The sequence below is a fragment of the Mycolicibacterium vinylchloridicum genome (assembly GCF_013404075.1).
GTDB lineage: Bacteria > Actinomycetota > Actinomycetes > Mycobacteriales > Mycobacteriaceae > Mycobacterium > Mycobacterium vinylchloridicum.
Window position 1 is genome coordinate 207,422 of the sequence record NZ_JACBJQ010000002.1, and the last position, 21,901, is coordinate 229,322.

Consider the following 21,901-nt stretch of genomic DNA (forward strand, 5'->3'; position numbering starts at 1 on the left):
CCTTTACCACAGTCGGCTGACGGCCACGAGACGCCCGCTGATTTGGGTGCCGAGCGTCAGGACGTATGCCGATCCGAGAAATTCCGTGCACGGCGCAACTAGCTGTGTAGAAACGCGGCTACAGAATCAGTCCGAAGAGCACCAACCGGTAGACTGAATCGAACCCCGCGCGCGGTCACGAATCGTGTGCTTGCGAATCCCAAGGAGAGCGTCCCGCTAGTGGCTGCCAACGAACAGTACGGTGCCGACTCGATCAAAGTCCTCGAAGGCCTGGAGGCGGTTCGCAAACGCCCGGGCATGTATATCGGCTCGACCGGTGAACGAGGACTTCACCACCTGGTCTGGGAGGTCGTCGACAACTCGGTCGACGAGGCGATGGCGGGTTTTGCCACCACCGTGTCAGTGCGCATCCTCGAAGACGGCGGAGTCGAGGTGACCGACGACGGGCGCGGTATCCCGGTCGCCATGCACTCCACCGGGATCCCGACCATCGATGTGGTCATGACGGTGCTGCACGCCGGCGGAAAGTTCGAAGAGGGCGCCTACCAGGTGTCGGGCGGTCTGCACGGCGTGGGTGTCTCGGTGGTCAACGCGCTTTCCAGCCGGCTCGAAGCCGACGTCCGCACCGACGGTTACGAGTGGTTCCAGACCTACGACAAGTCGGTGCCAGGCACCCTGCGCCAGGGCGAGAAGACGAAGAAGACCGGCACCACCATCCGGTTCTGGGCTGATCCCGACATCTTCGAGACGACGACCTATGACTTCGAGACGATCGCCCGCCGGCTGCAGGAGATGGCCTTCCTCAACAAGGGCCTCACGATCGAGTTGACCGACGAGCGCGTCACCGCCGAACAGGTGGTGGACGAGGTCGTCAGCGACACCGCCGAAGCGCCGAAGTCCGCAGAAGAGAAGGCGGCCGAGACCGCTGCGGGAACCCACAAGGTCAAGCACCGGGTGTTCCACTACCCCGGCGGCCTTGTCGATTTCGTCAAGCACATCAACCGCACGAAGAATGCGATCCAGCCCAGCGTCATCGACTTCGACGGCAAGGGTGAGGGCCACGAGGTCGAGATTGCGATGCAGTGGAACGCCGGCTACTCGGAATCGGTGCACACGTTCGCAAACACGATCAACACCCACGAGGGCGGCACTCACGAAGAAGGCTTCCGCGCCGCGCTGACCACGGTGGTCAACAAGTACGCCAAGGACAAGAAGCTGCTCAAGGAAAAGGATGCGAACCTCACCGGCGACGACATCCGCGAGGGCTTGGCCGCGGTGATCTCGGTGAAGGTCTCCCAGCCGCAGTTCGAGGGTCAGACCAAGACCAAACTCGGTAATACCGAAGTGAAGTCGTTCGTGCAGAAGATCTGCAACGAACAGCTCACGCACTGGTTCGAGGCGAACCCGACCGAGGCCAAGACCGTCGTGAACAAGGCGGTGTCGTCGGCGCAGGCCCGCATCGCCGCGCGCAAGGCCCGAGAACTGGTGCGGCGCAAGAGTGCAACGGACATCGGCGGTCTGCCCGGCAAGCTCGCCGACTGCCGCTCCACAGATCCGCGACTGTCCGAACTGTATGTGGTGGAGGGTGATTCGGCTGGTGGCTCGGCGAAGAGCGGCCGCGACTCGATGTTCCAGGCGATCCTGCCGTTGCGCGGCAAGATCATCAACGTCGAGAAGGCCCGGATCGACCGGGTTCTGAAGAACACCGAAGTGCAGGCGATCATCACCGCGCTGGGAACAGGGATTCACGACGAGTTCGACATCGAGAAGCTGCGCTATCACAAGATCGTGCTGATGGCCGACGCCGACGTTGACGGACAACATATTTCGACACTGCTGTTGACCCTGTTGTTCCGGTTCATGAAGCCGTTGGTCGAGAACGGACACATCTTCTTGGCGCAGCCCCCGCTGTACAAGCTGAAGTGGCAGCGCAGCGATCCCGAATTCGCCTACTCCGATCGGGAACGCGACGGCCTGCTCGAAGCGGGTAAGGCGGCCGGCAAGCGAATCAACGTCGACGACGGTATCCAGCGTTACAAGGGTCTGGGTGAGATGGACGCCAAGGAGCTGTGGGAAACCACCATGGATCCCTCGGTCCGGGTGCTCCGGCAGGTCACGCTGGACGACGCCGCGGCGGCCGACGAGCTGTTCTCGATCCTGATGGGCGAAGACGTCGAAGCTCGCCGCAGCTTCATTACCCGAAACGCCAAAGACGTTCGCTTTCTTGACGTTTAACCTCGCCTAAGCACAAAGAGGAATCGCATGACTGATACCACGTTGCCCCCAGGCGATGAAGCCGGCGACCGGATCGAACCGGTCGACATCCAGCAGGAGATGCAGCGCAGCTACATCGATTACGCGATGAGCGTGATCGTCGGGCGCGCGCTGCCGGAGGTGCGCGACGGTCTCAAGCCGGTGCACCGCCGCGTGCTCTACGCGATGTTCGACTCCGGCTTCCGCCCGGATCGCGGGCACGCGAAATCGGCACGCTCCGTTGCCGAGACGATGGGTAACTATCACCCGCACGGTGACTCGTCGATCTACGACACCCTGGTGCGCATGGCCCAGCCGTGGTCGCTGCGGTACCCCCTGGTCGACGGCCAGGGCAACTTCGGCTCGCCGGGTAACGACCCGGCGGCCGCCATGAGGTACACCGAGGCCCGGCTGACCCCGCTGGCCATGGAGATGCTGCGCGAAATCGACGAGGAGACAGTCGATTTCATTCCGAACTACGACGGCCGTGTGCAAGAACCGACCGTTCTGCCCAGCCGTTTCCCCAACCTGCTGGCCAACGGTTCGGGCGGTATCGCCGTCGGTATGGCCACCAACATCCCGCCACACAACCTGCGGGAGCTGGCCGAGGCCGTCTATTGGTGCCTGGAGAACCACGAGGCCGACGAAGAGACCACGCTGGCCGCGGTCTGCGAGCGGGTCAAGGGTCCGGACTTCCCCACCTCGGGTCTGATCGTCGGATCCTCCGGCATCCACGACGCCTACACCACCGGCCGCGGTTCGATCCGGATGCGCGGTGTGGTTGAGATCGAAGAAGATTCGCGGGGCCGCACGTCGATCGTCATCACCGAGTTGCCCTATCAGGTCAACCACGACAACTTCATCACCTCGATCGCCGAGCAGGTTCGCGACGGCAAGCTCACCGGCATCAGCAACATCGAGGACCAGTCCAGTGACCGGGTGGGTCTGCGCATCGTCGTCGAGATCAAGCGCGACGCCGTGGCCAAGGTGGTGCTGAACAACCTCTACAAGCACACCCAGCTGCAGACCAGCTTCGGCGCGAACATGCTGTCGATCGTCGACGGCGTGCCCAGGACGCTGCGCCTGGACCAGATGATCCGCTACTACGTCGCCCACCAACTCGACGTGATCGTCCGGCGCACCACCTACCGGTTGCGCAAGGCCAACGAGCGGGCCCACATCCTGCGCGGTCTGGTCAAGGCCCTCGACGCCCTCGACGAGGTCATCGCTTTGATCCGGGCCTCGGAGAGTGCTGACGTCGCCCGGGTGGGCTTGATGGAGTTGCTCGACGTCGACGAGATCCAGGCCCAGGCCATCCTCGACATGCAGCTGCGCCGGCTGGCCGCCCTGGAGCGTCAGCGCATCGTCGACGACCTGGCCAAAATCGAAGCCGAGATCGCGGACCTGGAAGACATCCTGGCCAAGCCGGAACGTCAGCGCGCGATCGTGCGCGACGAGCTCAAGGAGCTCGCCGACAAGTACGGCGACGACCGGCGCACCCGGATCGTTGCCTCCGACGGCGAGGTGTCCGATGAAGACCTGATCGCCCGCGAGGACGTCGTCGTCACGATCACCGAAACCGGTTACGCCAAGCGGACCAAGACCGACCTGTACCGCAGCCAGAAGCGCGGCGGTAAGGGTGTGCAGGGCGCCGGCCTCAAGCAGGACGACATCGTCGCGCACTTCTTCGTCTCGTCCACGCACGACTGGATCCTGTTCTTCACCACACAGGGACGGGTCTATCGGGCCAAGGCCTACGAGCTGCCGGAGGCGTCGCGGACGGCGCGCGGTCAGCACGTCGCCAACCTGCTGGCGTTCCAACCCGAAGAGCGCATCGCCCAGGTCATTCAGATCAAGAGCTACGAGGATGCGCCGTATCTGGTGTTGGCCACCAAGAACGGCCTGGTCAAGAAGTCCAGGCTGACCGACTTCGACTCGAACCGCTCGGGCGGCATCGTCGCGGTGAACCTGCGCGAAGGCGACGAGTTGGTCGGCGCGGTGCTGTGCTCGGCCGAGGAGGATCTGCTGCTGGTTTCGGCCAACGGCCAGTCCATCCGGTTCTCGGCCACCGACGAGGCGTTGCGGCCGATGGGCCGGGCCACCTCGGGCGTGCAGGGTATGCGGTTCAACGAGGACGACCGGCTGTTGTCGCTCAACGTCGTGCGTGAGGGGACGTATCTGCTGGTGGCGACCGCGGGCGGTTATGCCAAACGCACCGCCATCGAGGAGTACACGACTCAGGGCCGCGGCGGTAAAGGCATCCTGACCATTCAATACGACCGGCGGCGTGGCAGTCTTGTTGGCGCATTGGTGGTCGATGAAGACAGTGAGCTGTATGCCATCACCTCGAGCGGCGGCGTCATCCGCACCGCTGCTCGACAGGTCCGCAAGGCCGGGCGCCAGACAAAGGGCGTTCGCTTGATGAACCTGGGCGAGGGCGACACACTGTTAGCCATTGCCCGCAATGCCGAGGAGCAGGACAGCACGGAGGAAGTGGCCGAGCTGGACGCTGCATCCGACGAGTCGAGCGGCGACGCGGACAGTTAAGGAGTGGCGGTGAGCGCACCGAACGAGCCGGGCCAACCCGGACCGGGTGCTAACGGTGGATCCGGCGAGGTTCCGCCCTGGCAGCGCGGTGCGACACGGGCGCGACAAGGCGGTGCGCCACAACGACCGGCCGGCGAAGGGCAGGCCCGTCCGCCGGCAGGTTCGTCGTCGAGTGTCGAGGCCCGGGTGAACCGGTTCATCACCGGCTCGGCCGCGCCCGATATGTCGGGCGTACCCGGACCGCCGCCGCCGCGACCCGACAGCGAAGCGCCACAGAATCGTCCGGAGCAACGCACCGAGCAACGCACCGAGCAACGCACGGAGGGCGCGCGCCCGGAGGCATACGCCAGTGAGCTCCCCGACCTCTCGGGGTCGGCGCCGCCCAAGCCGACGGTGCAGAAGCCACGCACCCCCGCCGCCCCGGAGCAGCCGGCCCGCCCGGCCGGGGCGATGGGGCGGGTTCAGGTGGCCGCCAACCGATCTCGCGGTCCGGTGCGGGCCAGTATGCAGATCCGCCACATCGATCCGTGGAGTGCCCTGAAAGTGTCGCTGCTGCTGTCGGTGGCACTGTTCTTCGTGTGGATGGTCGCGGTGGCCATTCTGTATCTGGTGCTCGGCATGATGGGCGTGTGGACCAAGCTCAACAGCAACGTGGGCGACCTGGTGCTGGCCACCAGCGGTGGTGGCGGCGAGCTGGTGTCCAGCGGGACGATCTTCGGCGGAGCGGCGCTGATCGGTCTGGTGAACATCGTGCTGCTGACGGCGATGGCGACCGTCGGTGCGTTCGTCTACAACCTGTCCACCGACATCGTCGGCGGTATCGAGGTCACGCTGGCCGACCGGGACTAGCGCTGCGTTCACCGGTTTGGGTGCAGTGCCTCCCGTGCGGTAATCTCGTCGCTCGGTCGTATGCGAATACGGGCCTATAGCTCAGGCGGTTAGAGCGCTTCGCTGATAACGAAGAGGTCGGAGGTTCGAGTCCTCCTAGGCCCACGATGTCCTGGTCGACGGGAAGGGCGCCCGTGCGGATTGCACTGCTGCTGGCGGTGTTGGTCGCGGGCGCCGCGGTCATTCTGCGCCGCCGCGGCGAAGTCTGGCACACCCTCGACTAGACACGAGGGGCCTTAGCTCAGTTGGTAGAGCGCTGCCTTTGCAAGGCAGATGTCAGGAGTTCGAATCTCCTAGGCTCCACAATCAGCGCGTCGCGCGCGTCAGTGAGTGGCGGGCACCGCGAGGCGGCGGGGCAACGTCTTCTTGCACCGCCGACAGGTGAAGGTCTCCCGGTCGACAAAAATCGTCTGCTCGTGACTACAAATCCCGCACTTCACTTTGCGGCGTGACAGGCCCCCCCAACTCATGACAAACATGATGCACTGCGGGTGGGCTCTTGCAGGGCCAAATGACAGCCCGATTCCTGGGATATTTGCGTAATCAGCAACCTCGAGCCCGACGTCGTCGCAAACAGGCGCTGTTGGAGGCTGCCGGGGCCCCGGGGCTACGTACAGCTAGATCTTGGGCGTGACGTCGACGCTGGGCGGCAACGCCGACGGCTCCGGGGTGCGGTTGCGCCGCGCGAGCACCACCGCGACGGCCCCGCCGACCACGGTGAGACCGAGGAAGCCGAACACGAACAGCCGGCGGCGACGCCGATGCGCAGACTTGCGGGCCTCGTGCATGAGGTGGGGCAGTTCCGCGACGACCTGCTTGACCGCCTCAGCCTCGGTGCCGAGTTCGCGTTGCAGGGCGCGCGCCTCGTGCGCACGCCGCTTGATCGCGCTCGCCGCCGATTCGACGCCATGCGCGCTGACACCGACCGCGCCCCGGGTGATATCCACCGGGCCGACCGCCGTGTAGTGCAGTCCGCGGTTAAGTCGTTCGCGTGACGTGAGTTTGGATTCAGTCCTGCGGGCCATCTGGGTCCTCCCGACACCGGCAGTTAGTGGTGGCATCAACACTGCCACAGCGCCCCGGGGGGTGGCCGCGAGTTGGGGCACTCGACGGTGATGGCAGACTCAGATCCCGTGACTAGCTCCATTGCAACCGGGACCGCGACCCTGCACACCAACCGCGGCGACATCAAGATCGCGCTGTTCGGTAACCACGCCCCCAAGACCGTCGCCAACTTCGTCGGCCTGGCTCAGGGCACCAAGGAGTACTCGACGCAGAACGCTTCGGGCAGCACCTCCGGACCGTTCTACGACGGCGCTGTCTTCCACCGCGTCATCGACGGCTTCATGATCCAGGGCGGCGACCCGACAGGCACCGGCCGCGGTGGACCGGGCTACAAGTTCGCCGACGAGTTCCACCCGGAGCTCCAGTTCGACAAGCCCTACCTGCTGGCCATGGCCAACGCCGGCCCCGGCACCAACGGCTCCCAGTTCTTCATCACCGTCGGCAAGACTCCGCACCTGAATCGCCGGCACACCATTTTCGGTGAGGTCGTCGACCCGGAGTCGCAGAAGGTCGTCGACGCGATCGCCACCACGGCCACCGATCGCAACGACCGTCCCAACGACGCCGTCGTCATCGAATCCGTCACCATCTCCTAGCTTCGAGTCAGAACCGAGAGCGGAAACTCCGCCGGGATTTCGCTCTCGGTTCTCCCGATCAGCGACCTGCGAATCCTGCCGCGGTCAGCGCGTCCAGAACACTGAGCGGGTCGGTGCCCAGGTCCCACCTGCTGAGCACGATCAGCCGGTCGGTGGTCGTTTCGATCTCCAATAATCGCGTCTTGCGGCCGATGCGGCGGAACTCGGTGATCCGGATCAGCGCGATGTCGGGGCGCTGCAACGTCTGCGACCCGAACCACCCGCGATACACCAGCGCGTCACCGGCGATAGCCAGCTTGGGTCTGGCTCGCCATGATCCGAATGCGAAGGCCAACAGTCCCACCGCAGCAATCCCGGTGAGGAATCGGCCGGGCGGGTCTGTGACCACGGTCACACATCCGATAGCCATCACGATGCCGACGATGCCAAGACCTGCGACGGCCCCGATTTTGGGGCCCCAACTAGTTTGCTGCACGGCGTCCCCGGGGGCGTCTACCGTGGCCGATGCAGTTATCCACAAGCGCTATCAACAATGGGGATGAATCACACGCGTGTGATTGGGTGACCAGAAGGTTGCCAGACTTGAAACGGTGTACGCACAGCACGAATCTGCCAAGGCATTCGCCGCGATCAACGCCACCGCATGGTCAGCAACAATCCGGTGATCATGAACGCGAAGGCGATCGCATAGTTCCACGGGCCCAGCTTGGCCATCCACTCCAGCGCGGTGGGAACGTCCAATCCGGAGGCGGCCAGCTGGAACACCAGAAGCCATGCCAGCCCGATCAGCATCAGGCTGATGAACAGCACGACGAACCACACGCTCGACGGTCCGGCCTTCACCTTGACCGGAGTGCGGCTCACCGGGTTGACGGTGAAGTCGGTCTTCTTGCGAACCTTGGACTTGGGCATGGGTACCTTCGGGCCGGGATCTTCTGCGACGATGGTGCGCAGATCGACTATGAGATTAACGCAGCGGCGCCGCGACCCGACAACTCCGGCACCAGCGACGACGGGCGCCAGGCGCTCGCCGTGGCGGTTCGGCGTCCCGATCGTGTGCCTGTCGGCGGGCGTCCTGTTGGCCGCCACCCACGGTGTTTCCGGTGGCAGCGAGATCCGGCGAGCCGACTCACCGCGACTCGTCGACCTTGTCCACGACGCCCAGAACTCCGTCGACCGCCTCAACGCACAGCGGGACGGGCTGGCCGCTCAGGTCGACTCCACCCACGGCGCCGCGGCCGGTCCCGCATTGGCCGCCATGCTGGCCCGAGCCGATGAGCTCGCCGGTGAGGCCGGACTGGAGCCGGTGCATGGCGCCGGGCTCATAGTCACGCTGTCGGACGCCCAGCGCGACGCCAACGGGCGCTTCCCCCGCGACGCCTCCCCCGACGATCTGGTGGTCCACCAGCAAGACATCCAGGCCGTCCTCAACGCGCTGTGGAGCGCCGGAGCCGAGGCGATCCAGATGCAAGACCAACGCATCATCGGGACTTCGGCACCCCGCTGTGTCGGCAACACCCTGCTGCTCAACGGGCGCACTTACAGCCCGCCGTACACCGTCACCGCCATCGGCGACGCCAACGCCATGCGGGCGGCCCTGGCCGCCGCTCCCCTGGTCACCTTGTACAAGCAGTACGTCGTGCGGTTCGGGCTGGGCTACAGCGAGCAAGCCCACGACGACATCACGGTCGCCGGCTACACCGGGCCGGTGCGGATGCGCTACGCCCAGCCGGTCGGTCCGGTCGGTTACTGAGCTGACCCGCCCCAGGTAACCTGACCTGGTGAAAGTCTTGGTCGTCGACAATTACGACAGCTTTGTGTTCAACCTGGTCCAGTACTTGGGCCAGCTTGGGGTGGACGCGCAGGTCTGGCGCAACGACGACGCACGTTTAGGCGGAGAGGCCGAGATCAACGCTGTCGCCGCCGAATTCGACGGGGTACTGCTGAGCCCGGGCCCGGGCACACCGGAGCGGGCGGGCGCCTCGATCCCGCTGGTCCGTGCCTGCGCCGCCGCGGCCACGCCACTGCTGGGCGTATGCCTGGGCCACCAGGCGATCGGCGTGGCTTTCGGCGGGACGGTCGACCGTGCGCCAGAGCTGTTGCACGGCAAGACCAGCACCGTGTATCACACGAATGATGGTGTGCTACAAGGACTTCCGAATCCCTTCACGGCGACTCGCTACCACTCGCTGACGATCCTGCCCGAGACGGTACCGGCCGAGCTCGAGGTGACCGGACGCACCAAGAGCGGCGTCATCATGGCCGTCCGCCACGTCGAGCTGCCCATCCACGGTGTGCAGTTCCACCCGGAGTCGATCCTGACCGAGGGCGGCCACCGGATGCTGGCCAACTGGCTCGGCTACTGCGGACAGGCGCCCGAGGAAGCCCTGGTGCGTCGGCTCGAGCAGGAGGTCGCCGACACGGTGAGGCACGCACTCGGCGGGCAGGACCGCAGCGAGCCCGCGCTGAGCACTACGACGCAAAGCTGAGCGTGATCGTCGCCCCGAAGTCCACACCGCTGCCCGGCGAGGGGCTCTGGCTCACGACCGCATTGGACCGCTGACCGCTGTTCTGCACATCGCCGCCCTTGTCGAGCACACCGGTCCAGCCCAGCCCGCGCAAGCGCGGCTCGGCCGCGTCCCAGAACATCCCCCGCAGGTCGGGCATGACGAACTGGTTGCCCTTGGACACCTTGATCTGGATCGGGGTGTCCTGGGGCACGGTCTGCCCGTTGGCCGGATCGGTGCCGACCACCTGACCAGCCGGCTCGGGGCTGTCGGTGGGCACCGGCACGGTGTTCAGGAAGCCGGACGCGGTGAGAATCTTCTGCGCCACGTCGATGGTCTGCCCGGCGACCACCGGAACCTCGGCGTTCTGCGGCCCGGACCCGATGACGATCGTGATCTCGTTCGTGACCGCCGACAGCTGGTTGGCCGGCGGAACGGTGGACATCACTCGGTCCTTGTCCTCGGGCTTGGAGGGCGAGTTGGCCTGCTTGAACTTGGTGAATCCGGCGTCCTTGAGCTTCTGGGTGCAATCGGCGGCCGACAACGCCGTGCAGTCCGGCACCTCCACCTGCTTGGGGCCGGTCGACACATTGATCGCGATGTCGTCACCGGCAGCGGCCATCGAGTCGGCCGGCGGATCGGTGTCGATGACTTTGTCCGGCAGCACGGTGTTGTCGGGCTTTTGGACAGTGTGAATTTTGAAACCCTTGTTCTGCAGGGCGGCGATCGCGTCGGCCTGTGCCTGCCCGCGCACGTCGGGGATCTGCACATTGCGGGGGTTTCCGCTGACCATGTTGATCCCGATCGTCACCACCACGGTCAGGATGGCCAGGATGGCGACCGCGATCAGCCACCGGCCGATCGACCCGCCGGCCGCTCGATCGCTCTCGACCATGCGGCCAGGCCGCGGGATCTCGTCGGTGTCGTCGCCGCGCGACGGTGCCACCGGCGCATTGAGCATCGAGGTCCGCTCGGCGGCGCTGAGCACCTTGGGCGCCTCGGGGGCTTCCCCGTTGTGCACCCGGACCAAATCCGTACGCATCTCGGCGGCCGTCTGGTAGCGGTTGTCCGGGTTCTTGGCCAGCGCCTTGAGCACGACGGCGTCGAGCTCCGGTGAGATGCCCGAATGCTTCTGTGAGGGCGGCACCGGGTCTTCGCGGACATGCTGATACGCCACCGCCACCGGTGAATCGCCCACGAACGGCGGCTCGCCGGTCAGCAGTTCGTAGAGCACGCAGCCCAGCGAATAGACATCCGAGCGGGCATCGACCTTTTCGCCGCGCGCCTGCTCCGGGGACAGGTATTGCGCGGTGCCGATCACCGCCGCGGTCTGCGTGACGTTGTTGGCGTCGGCGAGCGCGCGGGCGATACCGAAGTCCATCACCTTCACTGCGCCGGTCTTGGAGATCATGATGTTCGCCGGTTTGACGTCGCGGTGGATGATGCCGTGCTGGTGGCTGAAGTTCAGCGCCTGGCAAGCGTCGGCGATGACCTCGATGGCCCGGCGGTACGGCATGGGACCGTCGGTGTGCACGATGTCGCGCAGTGTGACCCCGTCGACGTACTCCATCACGATGTAGGGCAACGGACCGTTACCGGTATCGGCCTCACCGGTGTCGTAGACGGCGACGATGGCGGGATGATTCAGCGCCGCGGCATTCTGTGCCTCCCGGCGAAACCGCAGATAGAAGCTCGGATCCCGGGCCAGATCGGCGCGCAGCACCTTGACCGCGACGTCCCGGTGCAGCCGGGTGTCGCGGGCCATGTGTACCTCGGACATGCCACCGAAGCCGAGGATCTCGCCCAGCTCATAGCGGTCTGACAGGTGCTGTGGGGTGGTCATCGCGGTTTCTCGTCGTGTCGATCCGGCTCGGTCAGAGGAGCAATAGCCACGCTGGCCGACGTGAATCGGATTGGACCGATCTGTCCTCCAGGATTACCGGCGAGCGGGCCTTCCGTCCAACCGCTCGGAGCGACCTGGCTCGGCGGGGTGACCGTGTCGGTGACGGTCTGCTCGACGGGTTTGTTGTCCTTGCGGTCCTTGTCCGCGAGCACGATCAGGATGGCGCTGATGATCGCCAGCGCACCCAGCACGCCGGCGGCCCACAGCAGCGCACGCTGACCCGAGGAGAACGTGCGCCGCGGTGCCGGCGGGCGATGGCTGCCGGTGTTGGCGCGGGGGCGCGTCCCGGTGGCGGGAGCGGCCGGCATCCGGGGCGAACTGCCCGGGATCGCGGCCGGTGTCGCGCGGATGGTCGGTGCGGAATTGGGCCGTGGCGGGCGGCGCCCGGCGCGCACCGCTGCGGTCGCGTCGGCGAACTGGCCGCCGTTGCGGTACCGCATGCCCGGGTTCTTCACCAGGGTGATCTCGATGAGTTCGCGCACGTTGGGTGGCAGGTCGGCAGGCAGCGGCGCCGGGGTCTCCTTGATGTGCTTCATGGCCACGGTCAGGGCGCCGTCGCCGATGAACGGCCGCTTGCCCGAAACCGCTTCGTAGCCAACAACTCCCAGCGAGTAGACGTCACTGGCGGCGGTGGCGTCGTGACCGAGGGCCTGCTCGGGGGCGATGTACTGGGCGGTGCCCATCACCATTCCGGTCTGTGTGACGGGGGCGGCGTCGACGGCCTTGGCGATGCCGAAGTCGGTGAGCTTCACCTGACCGGCCGGCGTGATGAGGATGTTGCCGGGCTTGACGTCGCGGTGCACCAGGCCGGCGGCGTGGGCCACCTGCAGTGCGCGGCCGGTCTGCTCGAGCATGTCCAGCGCGTGCCGCAACGACAACCGGCCGGTCCGCTTGATCACCGAGTTCAGCGGCTCGCCGTTGACCAGTTCCATCACCAGGTAGGCGGTACGGCCCTCGCCCTCCATCTCGGTTTCGCCGTAGTCGTGCACGGCGGCGATGCCGGGGTGGTTGAGCATGGCGACGGTGCGGGCCTCGGCCCGGAACCGTTCGACGAACTCGGGGTCGGAGGTGAACTCCTGCTTGAGCACCTTGACGGCGACCCGGCGCCCCAGCCGACTGTCGACGGCTTCCCACACCTGGCCCATACCGCCGGTGGCGATCAGTCGCTGCAGCCGGTACCGGCCCGACAGCGTCACTCCTACGCGGGGGCTCATGGCTTGCCTCGCTTCGCTCGCCTGCGGGGGCTCATGGCTTGCCTCGCTTCGCTCGCCTGCGGGGCCTTCATGCCGCCCCCTGCAGAGCCGCCGCGATGGTTGCCCGCCCCACCGGGGCCGCCAGCGCACCGCCGGTGGCCGAGAGCCGGTCGCCGCCGTTCTCGATCAGCACCGACACCGCCACCTTGGGGCTCTGTGCGGGTGCGAATGCGATGTACCAGGCATGTGGAGGGGTGTTTCGTGGGTCGGTACCGTGCTCGGCGGTACCCGTCTTCGATGCGATCTGCACGCCGGGAATCGCCCCTTTCTGCTGGGTCATCTGCTCGGCGCCGACCATCAAATCTGTCAGTTTAGCCGCGACCTGCGCAGAGACGGCGCGCCGCTGCTCCTGCGGGGCCGTGGTGCTGATGTTGGACAAATCCGGCCCCTTGAGGCTGTCCACCAGATACGGCTGCATCATCACACCGGAGTTGGCGATCGCCGCCGCGACCAACGCGTTCTGCAAGGGTGTCACCGCCACGTCTTTCTGACCCATGCTCGACATTCCCAGCGCGGCGGCGTCGGACACCGGGCCGATCGTCGACTCCGCGACCTGCAGCGGGATCGGTGCCGGCGGGCTGTCGAACCCGAACGCCTGCGCGGCGCTGCGCAGGGCGTCGGCACCGACCCGGATACCCAGTTCGACGAAAGCTGTATTGCACGAGCGGGCGAAGGCCTCCCGCAGTGTGGCGGTCGGGCCGCTGCCGCACGGTGTTCCGCCGTAGTTCTCCAGGGTGGCCGTGCTGTTCGGCAGTTGGATCTGCGGCGCACTGGTGAGCTGATCGGTATCGGTCACCCCGGACTGCAGTGCCGCCGCGGTGGTGATGACCTTGAAGGTGGACCCCGGCGGGAACGTCTCGGAGATGGCCCGGTTGGTCAGTGGCGAGGCCGGATCGTCGCGCAGCTGCTGCCAGGCGGTGCCCTGCTCCTCGGTGTCGTGGGTGGCCAGCAGGTTGGGGTCGTACGACGGGGAGGACACCATCGCCAGGACCTTGCCGGTGGACGGCTCCAGTGCCACCACCGAACCGCGGCAACCGCCGGTGCAGCCCTGCTGCATCGCCTCCCAGGCGGCCTGCTGAATCCGCGGCACGATCGTCGTGTCGACGTTGCCGCCACGCGGGTCGCGGCCGGTGAAGAAGTCGGCCAGCCGTCGCCCGAACAGGCGCTGATCCGAGCCGTTGAGGATGCCGTCCTCGGCGCGCTCGAGGCCGGTGCTCGAGTAGCGCAGCGAGTAGAAGCCCGTAATCGGTGCGTAGACATAGGGATTCGGGTATACCCGGAGGAACCGGTAGTGCCCGTTGGTGGACACCGAATACGCCAGCAGCTGTCCGCCCGCGGTGATCTGGCCCCGCTGGCGCGAGTACTCGTCGAGCAGGACGCGCTGGTTGCGCGGGTCGGCGCGCAGACCGTCGGCGCGGAAGACCTGGGTGATCGTCGCGTTGAGCAACAGCAGCACGATCAACGCCATGATCATCACCGATATACGGCGCAGTGAGGTGTTCATACCCGCTCGATCACCTCGGTGCTGGAGGCCGCGATCGATGTGTGCGGGCTGGCCATGATCGGGCGCCGGGCGGCGTGCGAGATCTTGACCAGGATGGCCAGCAGCAGATAGTTCGCCACCAGTGACGAGCCGCCATAGGACATCCACGGGGTGGTCAGGCCGGTCAGCGGGATCAGCCCGGTGACGCCGCCGACGACGATGAACAACTGGATCGCCAGTGTCGAGGCGAGCCCGGCGGCCAGCAGCTTGCCGAAGCTGTCCCGCACCGCGATCGCGGTGCGCAGGCCCCGCACGATCACGATGGTGTACAGCATGAGCACGCCGGCCAACCCGACCAGCCCCAGCTCCTCACCGACCGCGGCGGTGATGAAGTCGGTGGAGGCCGCGGGCACGGTTCCCGGTTGCCCGTTGCCCAGGCCGGTGCCGAAGATGCCGCCGGTGGCAAAGCTGAACTGGGACTGCACCATTTGATAGCCGGCGCCCTCGGGGTCGCCGAACGGGTCCAGCCAGGTCTGCACCCGGACCTGGACGTGATCGAACAGGTAGTAGGCCGCCACGCTGCCCGCGGCGAACAGGCTCAGGCCGATCACCACCCAGCTGAACCGGTCGGTGGCGATGTAGACCATCACCAGGAACGAGGAGTACAGCAGCAGCGAGGTACCCAGATCCTTCTCGAACACCATGACGCCGATGGAGATGATCCAGGCCGCCAGCAGCGGCGCCAGGTCCCGGGGCCGCGGCAGGTCCGCGCCGAGGACGTGCTTGCCGGCGCTGGTGAACACATTGCGCTTGGCAACCAGCACGGCAGCGAAGAAGATCAGCAGCAGGATCTTGGAGAACTCGGCGGGCTGAATGCTGAAGCCCGGGAAGCGAATCCAGATCTTGGCGCCGTTGGTCTCGGAGAAGCGAGCAGGCAGCAGAGCCGGAATCGCCAGCAGCACAAGGCCGGCCAACCCGAAGGTGTACCCGTAGCGGGCCAGGATGCGGTGGTCCTTGAGGAACACCACGACCAGTGAGAAGCCGACGACGCCGACGAGCGTCCACAGCATCTGCTGTTCTTCGCTGGGGCCCCGCTGTGACGTCAGCGCGCCGCCGATCAGGTCGAGGCGGTGAATCATCACCAGGCCAAGGCCGTTGAGCAGCGCGACAACCGGTAGCAGTACCGGGTCGGCGTAGGGCGCGAAGCGCCGGATGGCCAGGTGTGCGCAGACGAACAGGGTGAGGAAGGCCAGCGTGGAGCTCGCCAGATCCCAGCTGATGCCCTGCTCTTGGTTCGCCTCGACGATCAGCAGCGCGACGACGGTGATCAGGGTGGCGAAGCAGAGCAGCAGCAGCTCGGCATTGCGGCGGGTCGGCATTGCCGGTACCAGCGTGACGGGTGCCTGCGGTTGGGTGCTCACGCCGTTTCCTCGCAGGCTCGGCCACGGCATGCCTGCCATCGATTCGCTCCGCAAGCGTCGCTCATGCCGCCGCCCGGCAGTCGGTGCCCGGCTTCTGCGGCGCTGCGGGCAGTTGCGTGACCGTGGGTGCGGTTGTGGCGGTGCCACTTTCACTCGGAGTCGGGGCAGGGGCCGAGGGCGGCTTGGCGCTCACGACCGGCGGAACCGGTGGGACCGAGGTCTGGGCCGAGGTGGGCGACGGCCCCGGCGCGGGAGGTGCGCTCGGAGCCGCGGTCGGAGTGGGCGTCGGTGCCGGGGTGGGGGCCGGTGTGCTCGTCGGCGGCGGCGCGCACGGTGGCAGTAGCGAGCTGTGGGCGAGCTCGCGCAGCTGTCCGATCGCGTCGTCGAGGCTGCCGGCCGGAAGCCCCGCCGTCACTTGCGCGCGTTCGGAAGGACGCAGGTCCTGCAGCCGCATCAATTGGCAGCCCAGCGATTCGGTGGGCTGGCCGTAGCTGATCTGGGACAGCTCGTTGCGGTCGTTGAGGCAGCCCAGCAGGTACGGCTCCTGCAGCGGGATGCTCAGGATCGAACCCTCGATACCGCGCATGATCGCCACCGTGCCGTCATGGGCACTGACGTAATAGTTGCTGCGAATGATCTGGCGGCCGACCGCCAGCCCGGCCAGCGCCAACAACAGGATCACCGCGGCGGCGATGATCATCCGCCGGCGTGAGCGCGGCTTGGCCGGCGGTTCGGGTTCGGCCACTACGCGTTTGGCGGCCGGGGGCCGTGCCGTGATGGCCGACGCACGACCAGCCGCGGTGTTCGGCGGTGCGGCGTTGTCGTCGTCCCCGGAGACCGCCCCGGCCAGGATCGGCTGCGTCTGGCCGCCGTAGTCGTGGTCGACGACGTCGGCGACCACCACGGTCACGTTGTCCGGGCCGCCGCCGCGAAGGGCCAGCTCGATCAGCCGGTCGGCGCTCTCGGCGACATCCGGGATCTGCAGGGCCTCCAGGATGGTCTCCTGGCTGACCGGATCGGACAGCCCGTCGGAGCACAGCAGATAGCGGTCGCCTTCTTTGGCTTCCCGCATGATCAGCGTCGGCTCCACCTCATGCCCGGTCAGCGCCCGCATGATCAGCGAGCGCTGCGGGTGGCTGTGCGCTTCCTCGGCGGTGATGCGGCCCTCGTCGACGAGGGTCTGCACAAAGGTGTCGTCCTTGGTGATCTGCGAGAGTTCGCCGTCGCGCAACAGATAGCCGCGCGAGTCGCCGATGTGGACAAGCCCAAGTCTGTTGCCCGCGAACAGGATTGCGGTCAGCGTGGTGCCCATACCCTCAAGCTCGGGCTCCAGCTCGACGTGCGCGGCGATGGCCGAGTTGCCTTCGCGCACCGCCCCGTCGAGCTTGCTCAACAGGTCGCCGCCGGGCTCGTCGTCGTCGAGATGGGCCAACGCGGCGATCACCAGCTGGGAGGCCACCTCACCGGCGGCGTGCCCGCCCATGCCGTCGGCCAGTGCGAGCAGTCGCGCGCCGGCGTAGACCGAGTCTTCGTTGTTGGCGCGCACCAGGCCGCGGTCGCTGCGGGCGGCGTAACGCAGGACAAGGGTCACGGGCGCAGCTCGATTACCGTCTTGCCGATGTGCACCGGCGTGCCGATCGGAACGCGTACTGCCGTTGTCACCTTCGCCCTGTCGAGGTATGTGCCGTTGGTCGATCCTAGGTCTTCCACGTACCAGTCGGAACCGCGCTGGGAGAGCCGGGCGTGGCGGGTGGAGGCGTAATCGTCGGTGAGCACCAGCGTCGAGTCATCGGCGCGGCCGATCAGCACCGGCTGGCTACCCAGGGTGATTCGGGTGCCGGCCAGAGCTCCGTCGGTGACGACCAGGTAGCGCGCGGCGTGCCGCTGCTGGCGCGACGGCAGTAGTGTGCCGCGCAGCGCCAGGCCCCGGCGCACCATCACGGCGCCGGTGGGCGCATAGATGTCGTTGCGCAGGATGCGCAGCACAGACCAGATGAACAGCCACAGCAACAGCAGGAAGCCGGCGCGCGTCAGCTGCAGTACCAGTCCCTGCATCCGGCGTCCTCTCCGTCCTCGTGCCCCGCTTACCGTTCCCGCGATACCAGCAGGCACCGGGCCGACTTCGGCACCGTCACGATACTTGGACGCCGGTAGGTGTGCGGGTGAAGCCACTCCCGCCTCAACCAAGCTGCGGCCCCGCCGACCTCAGTGAACGCGGACGATGATCTCGGAATGACCCAGCCGGATGACATCCCCGTCGGCCAGCTGCCACTCCTGCACCGGTGCATTGTTCACCGTGGTTCCGTTGGTGGAATTCAGGTCGGACAGCAGTGCGACCTGGCCGTCCCACCGGATCTCCAGATGCCGGCGCGAGACGCCGGTGTCGGGCAACCGGAACTGGGCATCCTGGCCGCGGCCGATGACGTTGGCGCCTTCGCGCAGCTGGTAGGTCCGGCCGCTGCCGTCGTCGAGTTGCAGGGTGACGGCATGCCCGGTCGACGGGTACTCGCCCTGCGCCGGCGGCTGGGCGTATCCGCCGTAGCCACCGCCGGCGGGCTGGCCGTAGTCGTAGTCGCGGCCGGCAGGCTCGGCGTAGCCGCCCTGCTCGTAGCCGCGGCCGTAGTCGGGCTGGCCATAGTCCGGACGGCCGTAGCCGCCGGCAGGCTGGCCGTAGCCGCCTTGCTCGTAGCCGCCCTGTTCGGGGTAGCCGGGCCGGGGCTCGGGCCGGCCGTAGCCGGCGTCCTCGTGCCGGCCCGGTCCGCGGCCGTAGTCGTAATCGCTGGACGGCGGGGCTTGGGGCGGATAGCCGCCGCCTTGCGGCGGACCGTAGCCGCCGCCGTATCCGGGGGGCGGACCCTGACGGTAGCCCTGGTCGTAGCCCTGACCCTGGCCGCCGGGAGGTTGGCCGTAGCCGCGGTCGGCCGGCGGGCGCTGTTCGTAACCGGCGCCGTAGGCGTAGCCGCCCTGATCGGGGTAGCCCTGGCGCTGGCCGTAGCCGCCCTGGTCGGGATAGCCGCCTTGCTCAGGTGGATAGGGGCCGCGCCCCTCGGGGGCGGCGGGGCGCTGCTCGTCCGGGCGCGGGTAGCGGTCGTCGTAATAGTCGTCGCCGGGCCGCCCCTGACCCTGGTCGCCGCGGTAGGTGGGGTTGTCGCTCATCGCTGGTACTCCTGGTTCTGCGGTGTACGCCTGGTTCGATTGTGGCGGGGCGGTGCTGGCGTGGAACGGGTGGGGGTCGGCGTCAGGATTGACGACGCCGCGCGCACGGTATTGGCCGGTGTGCAGGCTCGGCGACTGCTCGAACCTGACAACCACATCACCATACGTTTGCCACCCCTGATCTCGGATGTATCCGCCCAAGTGTTTGGCAAAAGTGTCCGTGGTGAGATCGCGATCGGCGCTGACCTTCTCGAAGTCAGATGCACTGAGCGTAATGACGTATTCATTGGGGGCCAAAAAACGTTCGCGGGAGAGCGTCTGTACACCAGCGGAGGCTTCCCGCCGCAAGGCGGCTTCTACCTCCGCAGGTGCGATTGATCCGCCGAACACCCGGGCGAAGGCGTCGCCCACGGTGTTCTCGAGTCTGCGCTCGATGCGTTGAACCAGACCTCTCTGGTTACTCATCTCACCGCCTACCTCGAGTCCGCCGCGTGTCGTGGCGGCGCATGCCGTCCCCTGATGGTATCGGCCCAGGTCGTCGCCCCGTCACCATGAAGATTCTGAGAATCCCGTTACACCTGGTCAGGGCCTCGGCGGCAGGGGTGTGACGACGGTCGCTCCCCTGGTCGGGGCCGCGGTCGCGAGTTGGGGTGCACCCCCCGGGCCGTGATACGCTCCCCCGGTTGTTTCGGGCGAGTGGCGGAATGGCAGACGCGCTGGCTTCAGGTGCCAGTGTCCTTCGGGACGTGGGGGTTCAAGTCCCCCTTCGCCCACAATGTGTGGTTCTACGAACTGCGACGCATGAGGTCACGAACCAGATTTGGTTCGTGACCTTCGTGTTTGGTGGGGTTGGCCGAAGTGATGTGGATTCAGCAGGGCGTAGGGGACCTTCTGTCGGCAAATCCCTGACAACTCAGACCAGTTCTCGGGTCAAGAGCCTTGTGAGTCGGTCAGAACGTAGCGAGCCCCGCGGCGTTCGCCCCGGAGAGTTAGGCGCCCGTCGTCGACCAGTCGCTTCAACGTTGCGCGCGCTTGTACCGGAGTCGTCTGGCAGAGCAGGGCGGCTTGGCTCCGATTGATCGATCCGTACGCGCTGACGTAATCGAGGACCATCCGCTCCTGTTGCAGGGGGTCAGCCCCTTTGACACGAACGTAGGCATTGCGGTCCTGCGCCAAGTCGTAGAAGCGTGCAGTGAGGTGGAACCGGCGGCTTCGTCCCACCCCACGAGCTTCCAGGATTCCAGCTTCGACGAGCCGGCCGAAGAGGCTCTTCGCCGTCGCCGGAATCAAATTGAGGGCCTCGGCGACCTCGGGGCTCGTGGCAGACCCCGACGACTTCACCTCGTGGACTATGCGCAGCTCATCCAGACTCAGCGGCTGCTGGCGCTGGTTTTCCCAGGACAGGAGAAATCTCACCAAGTCGAGGTCGGCATGTCCGAGAGGCACCGTGACTACGACTGACTCGGCATTGCTTCGCGAGTAATCGGGGACGTCGCGGCCGGCACGCAGTTGTTGCTCAAACATGTCATTGACGCCCTTGCCTCGGCGTTCGACTAGGCCGGCTCGCTTGAATGCGGCAGCGAGTAGCGGACTGCGGGGGCGGGACTGGTCAAGGATGTTCGCGATAGTGACGCCGGGAGGGAAGCCACCGGGATTCGACACGACGAACTCAGTGGCCGTGACTTGCACAACGGTAGGCCCGAGCGCCGCGTAGTCGCGGTGCACCAGAGCATTCGCGACCGCTTCCCGGCGTGTCACGGAGGGGATGAGCGAAATCTCTACGCGATGTATGCCCGCCATGAGTTCGGTGACGCTGTTGCGCTGATCGATGAGGTCTCGCAAGGCTTCGGCCGCTCGTAGCAGCGGAGCAACAATGCGGACGTTGGCAGAACTATTGCCGGGGCGTAGATCCTGAAATAGAAACTCCGCGTTGGGCACCCAACGGCGTACGGCATCTTCGGTTCCGAACAACAGAACCGCTCCCAGGCTCAGCGGATCGTTGAGCGGAACGAGACCGAGTGCTCGCAGTATGTCGACGTCAGAAAGTTCACCCAGGTCGTCACCGGCGGCATGACAAAGCCTGCGGAAGCGGTCAAATTCGTTGGAGTCCAAGTCGTTGAAGACCGCACCGCGCGCCACTGCTGCGGCGAAGTCCTGCCCACGCATCACCATGCCCATACTGACGATCTCATGTGCTGTCATCGGGACGCAGGCTGGCTTCCCGGTCGTATCGATCACTCGCCTGGTGAAGACGCCGAGCTTGGTGCCGATCGGGCCCGGGTCCGCGCGGGGGATGTCGATGCGAATGATCTCGCGGTTGTCGACAAGCTCGACGCTGACATCGACGGCAAGCGCGGGCTCGGTATTGGCTTGTATGTACGCGGCGACTCGGGCGGGATCGGTGTTGGTGCCATGCCGCGGGGCAGCGCCGACCACAGTCCCGTCATCTTCGACACCGACAATGAGTACGCCGCCGTCACCGTTTGCGAGGCAGGCGACCGCCTTCGCTAGATCTCTATCGTTGATGTCCGACTTGAATTCGATTGTCAGGCTCTCGCCGCCGGCGAGTATGGCGCGCGTGTCCACCCCACGATTATGCATAACTATGGGCAGCAAGTGCCTTGTATGCGACGGAATCATAACTTTTGAAAGTTATGAAGTGCGGCAATCGTGTCGTGCAATGTTCGTTGGCATGGTCCGCGGGAGCCCGAAGCAGCGGATGGACGACCCCGGCACCGGATTGGCACTCTGACCTGGAGTTGAGATCCGCCCACAATTGCGACAGATCACCCCGGTCATTGGCCGGGGTTTTTCTGTTCGTTGTGCCAG

Annotated in this window: 17 protein-coding genes and 3 tRNA genes; 9 read left to right on the top strand and 11 right to left on the bottom strand. The window is 66.4% G+C overall.

The features are described from left to right. The first annotated feature begins 219 nt into the window (after positions 1-219). The 5 genes from gyrB (at position 220) to HPC46_RS02900 (ending at position 5,991) form a co-directional block, all read left to right on the top strand. Positions 220-2,235, top strand: coding sequence for a DNA topoisomerase (ATP-hydrolyzing) subunit B (gene gyrB / locus HPC46_RS02880; RefSeq protein ID WP_179466697.1), 2,016 nt, complete (start codon positions 220-222; stop codon positions 2,233-2,235). 27 nt (positions 2,236-2,262) lie between these two features. Further along, positions 2,263-4,800 carry a DNA gyrase subunit A gene (gene gyrA / locus HPC46_RS02885; RefSeq protein WP_179466698.1) on the top strand — a complete coding sequence of 846 codons (2,538 nt, stop codon included), beginning with the start codon at positions 2,263-2,265 and terminating at the stop codon, positions 4,798-4,800. A 9-nt stretch (positions 4,801-4,809) separates the two neighbouring features. Beyond that, on the top strand, positions 4,810-5,649 hold the full coding sequence (locus tag HPC46_RS02890; protein WP_179466699.1) for a DUF3566 domain-containing protein: 840 nt from the start codon (positions 4,810-4,812) through the stop codon (positions 5,647-5,649). 70 nt (positions 5,650-5,719) lie between these two features. After that, positions 5,720-5,793, top strand: a tRNA-Ile gene (locus tag HPC46_RS02895). Positions 5,794-5,918: 125 nt separating this feature from the next. Then, positions 5,919-5,991 (top strand) — tRNA-Ala (locus HPC46_RS02900). 314 nt (positions 5,992-6,305) lie between these two features. Here the strand turns inward: HPC46_RS02900 and cwsA are convergent. Continuing rightward, positions 6,306-6,713: a cell wall synthesis protein CwsA gene (gene cwsA, locus HPC46_RS02905; protein ID WP_179466700.1), complete on the bottom strand. Its 408-nt coding sequence runs from the start codon at positions 6,711-6,713 to the stop codon at positions 6,306-6,308. 90 nt (positions 6,714-6,803) lie between these two features. Between cwsA and HPC46_RS02910 the strand changes: the two genes are divergently transcribed. Next, on the top strand, positions 6,804-7,349 hold the full coding sequence (locus HPC46_RS02910) for a peptidylprolyl isomerase (RefSeq protein ID WP_179466701.1): 546 nt from the start codon (positions 6,804-6,806) through the stop codon (positions 7,347-7,349). Positions 7,350-7,407: 58 nt separating this feature from the next. Here HPC46_RS02910 and HPC46_RS02915 read toward each other — a convergent pair whose 3' ends face one another. Together HPC46_RS02915 and crgA are read right to left on the bottom strand one after the other, a co-directional pair. Further along, positions 7,408-7,824, bottom strand: a complete 417-nt coding sequence (locus tag HPC46_RS02915) for a PH domain-containing protein (protein WP_179466702.1) — start codon at positions 7,822-7,824, stop codon at positions 7,408-7,410. Positions 7,825-7,979: 155 nt separating this feature from the next. After that, entirely contained in the window at positions 7,980-8,261 is a 282-nt protein-coding gene (gene crgA / locus HPC46_RS02920; RefSeq protein ID WP_005142288.1) for a cell division protein CrgA, read from the bottom strand. Positions 8,262-8,310: 49 nt separating this feature from the next. Here crgA and HPC46_RS02925 point away from each other — a divergent pair, with 49 nt between their 5' ends. Both HPC46_RS02925 and HPC46_RS02930 read left to right on the top strand, forming a co-directional pair. Continuing rightward, positions 8,311-9,102 (top strand): DUF881 domain-containing protein, encoded by a 792-nt coding sequence (locus HPC46_RS02925; protein ID WP_179466703.1) that lies wholly within the window; start codon positions 8,311-8,313, stop codon positions 9,100-9,102. A 28-nt stretch (positions 9,103-9,130) separates the two neighbouring features. Next, the gene (locus HPC46_RS02930; RefSeq protein WP_179466704.1) at positions 9,131-9,838 is read left to right on the top strand and encodes an aminodeoxychorismate/anthranilate synthase component II; all 708 of its coding nucleotides are present in this window, start codon (positions 9,131-9,133) and stop codon (positions 9,836-9,838) included. On the opposite strand, the gene pknB is transcribed toward HPC46_RS02930, so the two are convergent. The 7 genes from pknB to HPC46_RS02965 all read right to left on the bottom strand — a co-directional run bounded on the left by pknB (position 9,822) and on the right by HPC46_RS02965 (position 19,537). Continuing rightward, positions 9,822-11,699 carry a Stk1 family PASTA domain-containing Ser/Thr kinase gene (gene pknB, locus HPC46_RS02935; RefSeq protein WP_179466705.1) on the bottom strand — a complete coding sequence of 626 codons (1,878 nt, stop codon included), beginning with the start codon at positions 11,697-11,699 and terminating at the stop codon, positions 9,822-9,824. The two genes, HPC46_RS02930 and pknB, sit on opposite strands and share 17 nt — an antisense overlap. Further along, on the bottom strand, positions 11,696-12,973 hold the full coding sequence (locus HPC46_RS02940; RefSeq protein WP_179466706.1) for a serine/threonine-protein kinase: 1,278 nt from the start codon (positions 12,971-12,973) through the stop codon (positions 11,696-11,698). Before HPC46_RS02940 ends, pknB begins: the two co-directional genes overlap by 4 nt. 67 nt (positions 12,974-13,040) lie before the next feature. After that, complete coding sequence (gene pbpA, locus HPC46_RS02945; protein ID WP_179466707.1) at positions 13,041-14,516, bottom strand: D,D-transpeptidase PbpA; 1,476 nt, start codon at positions 14,514-14,516, stop codon at positions 13,041-13,043. Further along, positions 14,513-15,916, bottom strand: a complete 1,404-nt coding sequence (locus HPC46_RS02950) for a peptidoglycan glycosyltransferase RodA (RefSeq protein ID WP_179466708.1) — start codon at positions 15,914-15,916, stop codon at positions 14,513-14,515. Before HPC46_RS02950 ends, pbpA begins: the two co-directional genes overlap by 4 nt. Before the next feature lie 61 nt (positions 15,917-15,977). Further along, on the bottom strand, positions 15,978-17,507 hold the full coding sequence (locus HPC46_RS02955) for a PP2C family protein-serine/threonine phosphatase (protein WP_179466709.1): 1,530 nt from the start codon (positions 17,505-17,507) through the stop codon (positions 15,978-15,980). After that, the gene (locus tag HPC46_RS02960) at positions 17,504-17,971 is read right to left on the bottom strand and encodes an FHA domain-containing protein FhaB/FipA (protein WP_005142297.1); all 468 of its coding nucleotides are present in this window, start codon (positions 17,969-17,971) and stop codon (positions 17,504-17,506) included. Before HPC46_RS02960 ends, HPC46_RS02955 begins: the two co-directional genes overlap by 4 nt. A 150-nt stretch (positions 17,972-18,121) precedes the next feature. Further along, complete coding sequence (locus tag HPC46_RS02965) at positions 18,122-19,537, bottom strand: FHA domain-containing protein (protein ID WP_179466710.1); 1,416 nt, start codon at positions 19,535-19,537, stop codon at positions 18,122-18,124. Positions 19,538-19,762: 225 nt separating this feature from the next. On the opposite strand from HPC46_RS02965, the gene HPC46_RS02970 reads away from it, so the two are divergent. Next, positions 19,763-19,845 (top strand) — tRNA-Leu (locus HPC46_RS02970). A gap of 157 nt (positions 19,846-20,002) precedes the next feature. On the opposite strand, the gene HPC46_RS02975 is transcribed toward HPC46_RS02970, so the two are convergent. Further along, on the bottom strand, positions 20,003-21,658 hold the full coding sequence (locus HPC46_RS02975; RefSeq protein WP_179466711.1) for an RNA-binding domain-containing protein: 1,656 nt from the start codon (positions 21,656-21,658) through the stop codon (positions 20,003-20,005). Positions 21,659-21,901: the final 243 nt, after the last annotated feature.

Bases quoted from the DNA above. Each gene is read 5' to 3' on its own strand.
- HPC46_RS02940 (WP_179466706.1), bottom strand. From the start codon at position 12,973: ATGAGCCCCCGCGTAGGAGTGACGCTGTCGGGCCGGTACCGGCTGCAG.
- HPC46_RS02910 (WP_179466701.1), top strand. From the start codon at position 6,804: ATGGCAGACTCAGATCCCGTGACTAGCTCCATTGCAACCGGGACCGCG.
- pbpA (WP_179466707.1), bottom strand. From the start codon at position 14,516: ATGAACACCTCACTGCGCCGTATATCGGTGATGATCATGGCGTTGATC.
- gyrA (WP_179466698.1), top strand. From the start codon at position 2,263: ATGACTGATACCACGTTGCCCCCAGGCGATGAAGCCGGCGACCGGATC.
- HPC46_RS02965 (WP_179466710.1), bottom strand. From the start codon at position 19,537: ATGAGTAACCAGAGAGGTCTGGTTCAACGCATCGAGCGCAGACTCGAG.
- pknB (WP_179466705.1), bottom strand. From the start codon at position 11,699: ATGACCACCCCACAGCACCTGTCAGACCGCTATGAGCTGGGCGAGATC.
- cwsA (WP_179466700.1), bottom strand. From the start codon at position 6,713: ATGGCCCGCAGGACTGAATCCAAACTCACGTCACGCGAACGACTTAAC.
- crgA (WP_005142288.1), bottom strand. From the start codon at position 8,261: ATGCCCAAGTCCAAGGTTCGCAAGAAGACCGACTTCACCGTCAACCCG.
- HPC46_RS02960 (WP_005142297.1), bottom strand. From the start codon at position 17,971: ATGCAGGGACTGGTACTGCAGCTGACGCGCGCCGGCTTCCTGCTGTTG.
- HPC46_RS02925 (WP_179466703.1), top strand. From the start codon at position 8,311: ATGAGATTAACGCAGCGGCGCCGCGACCCGACAACTCCGGCACCAGCG.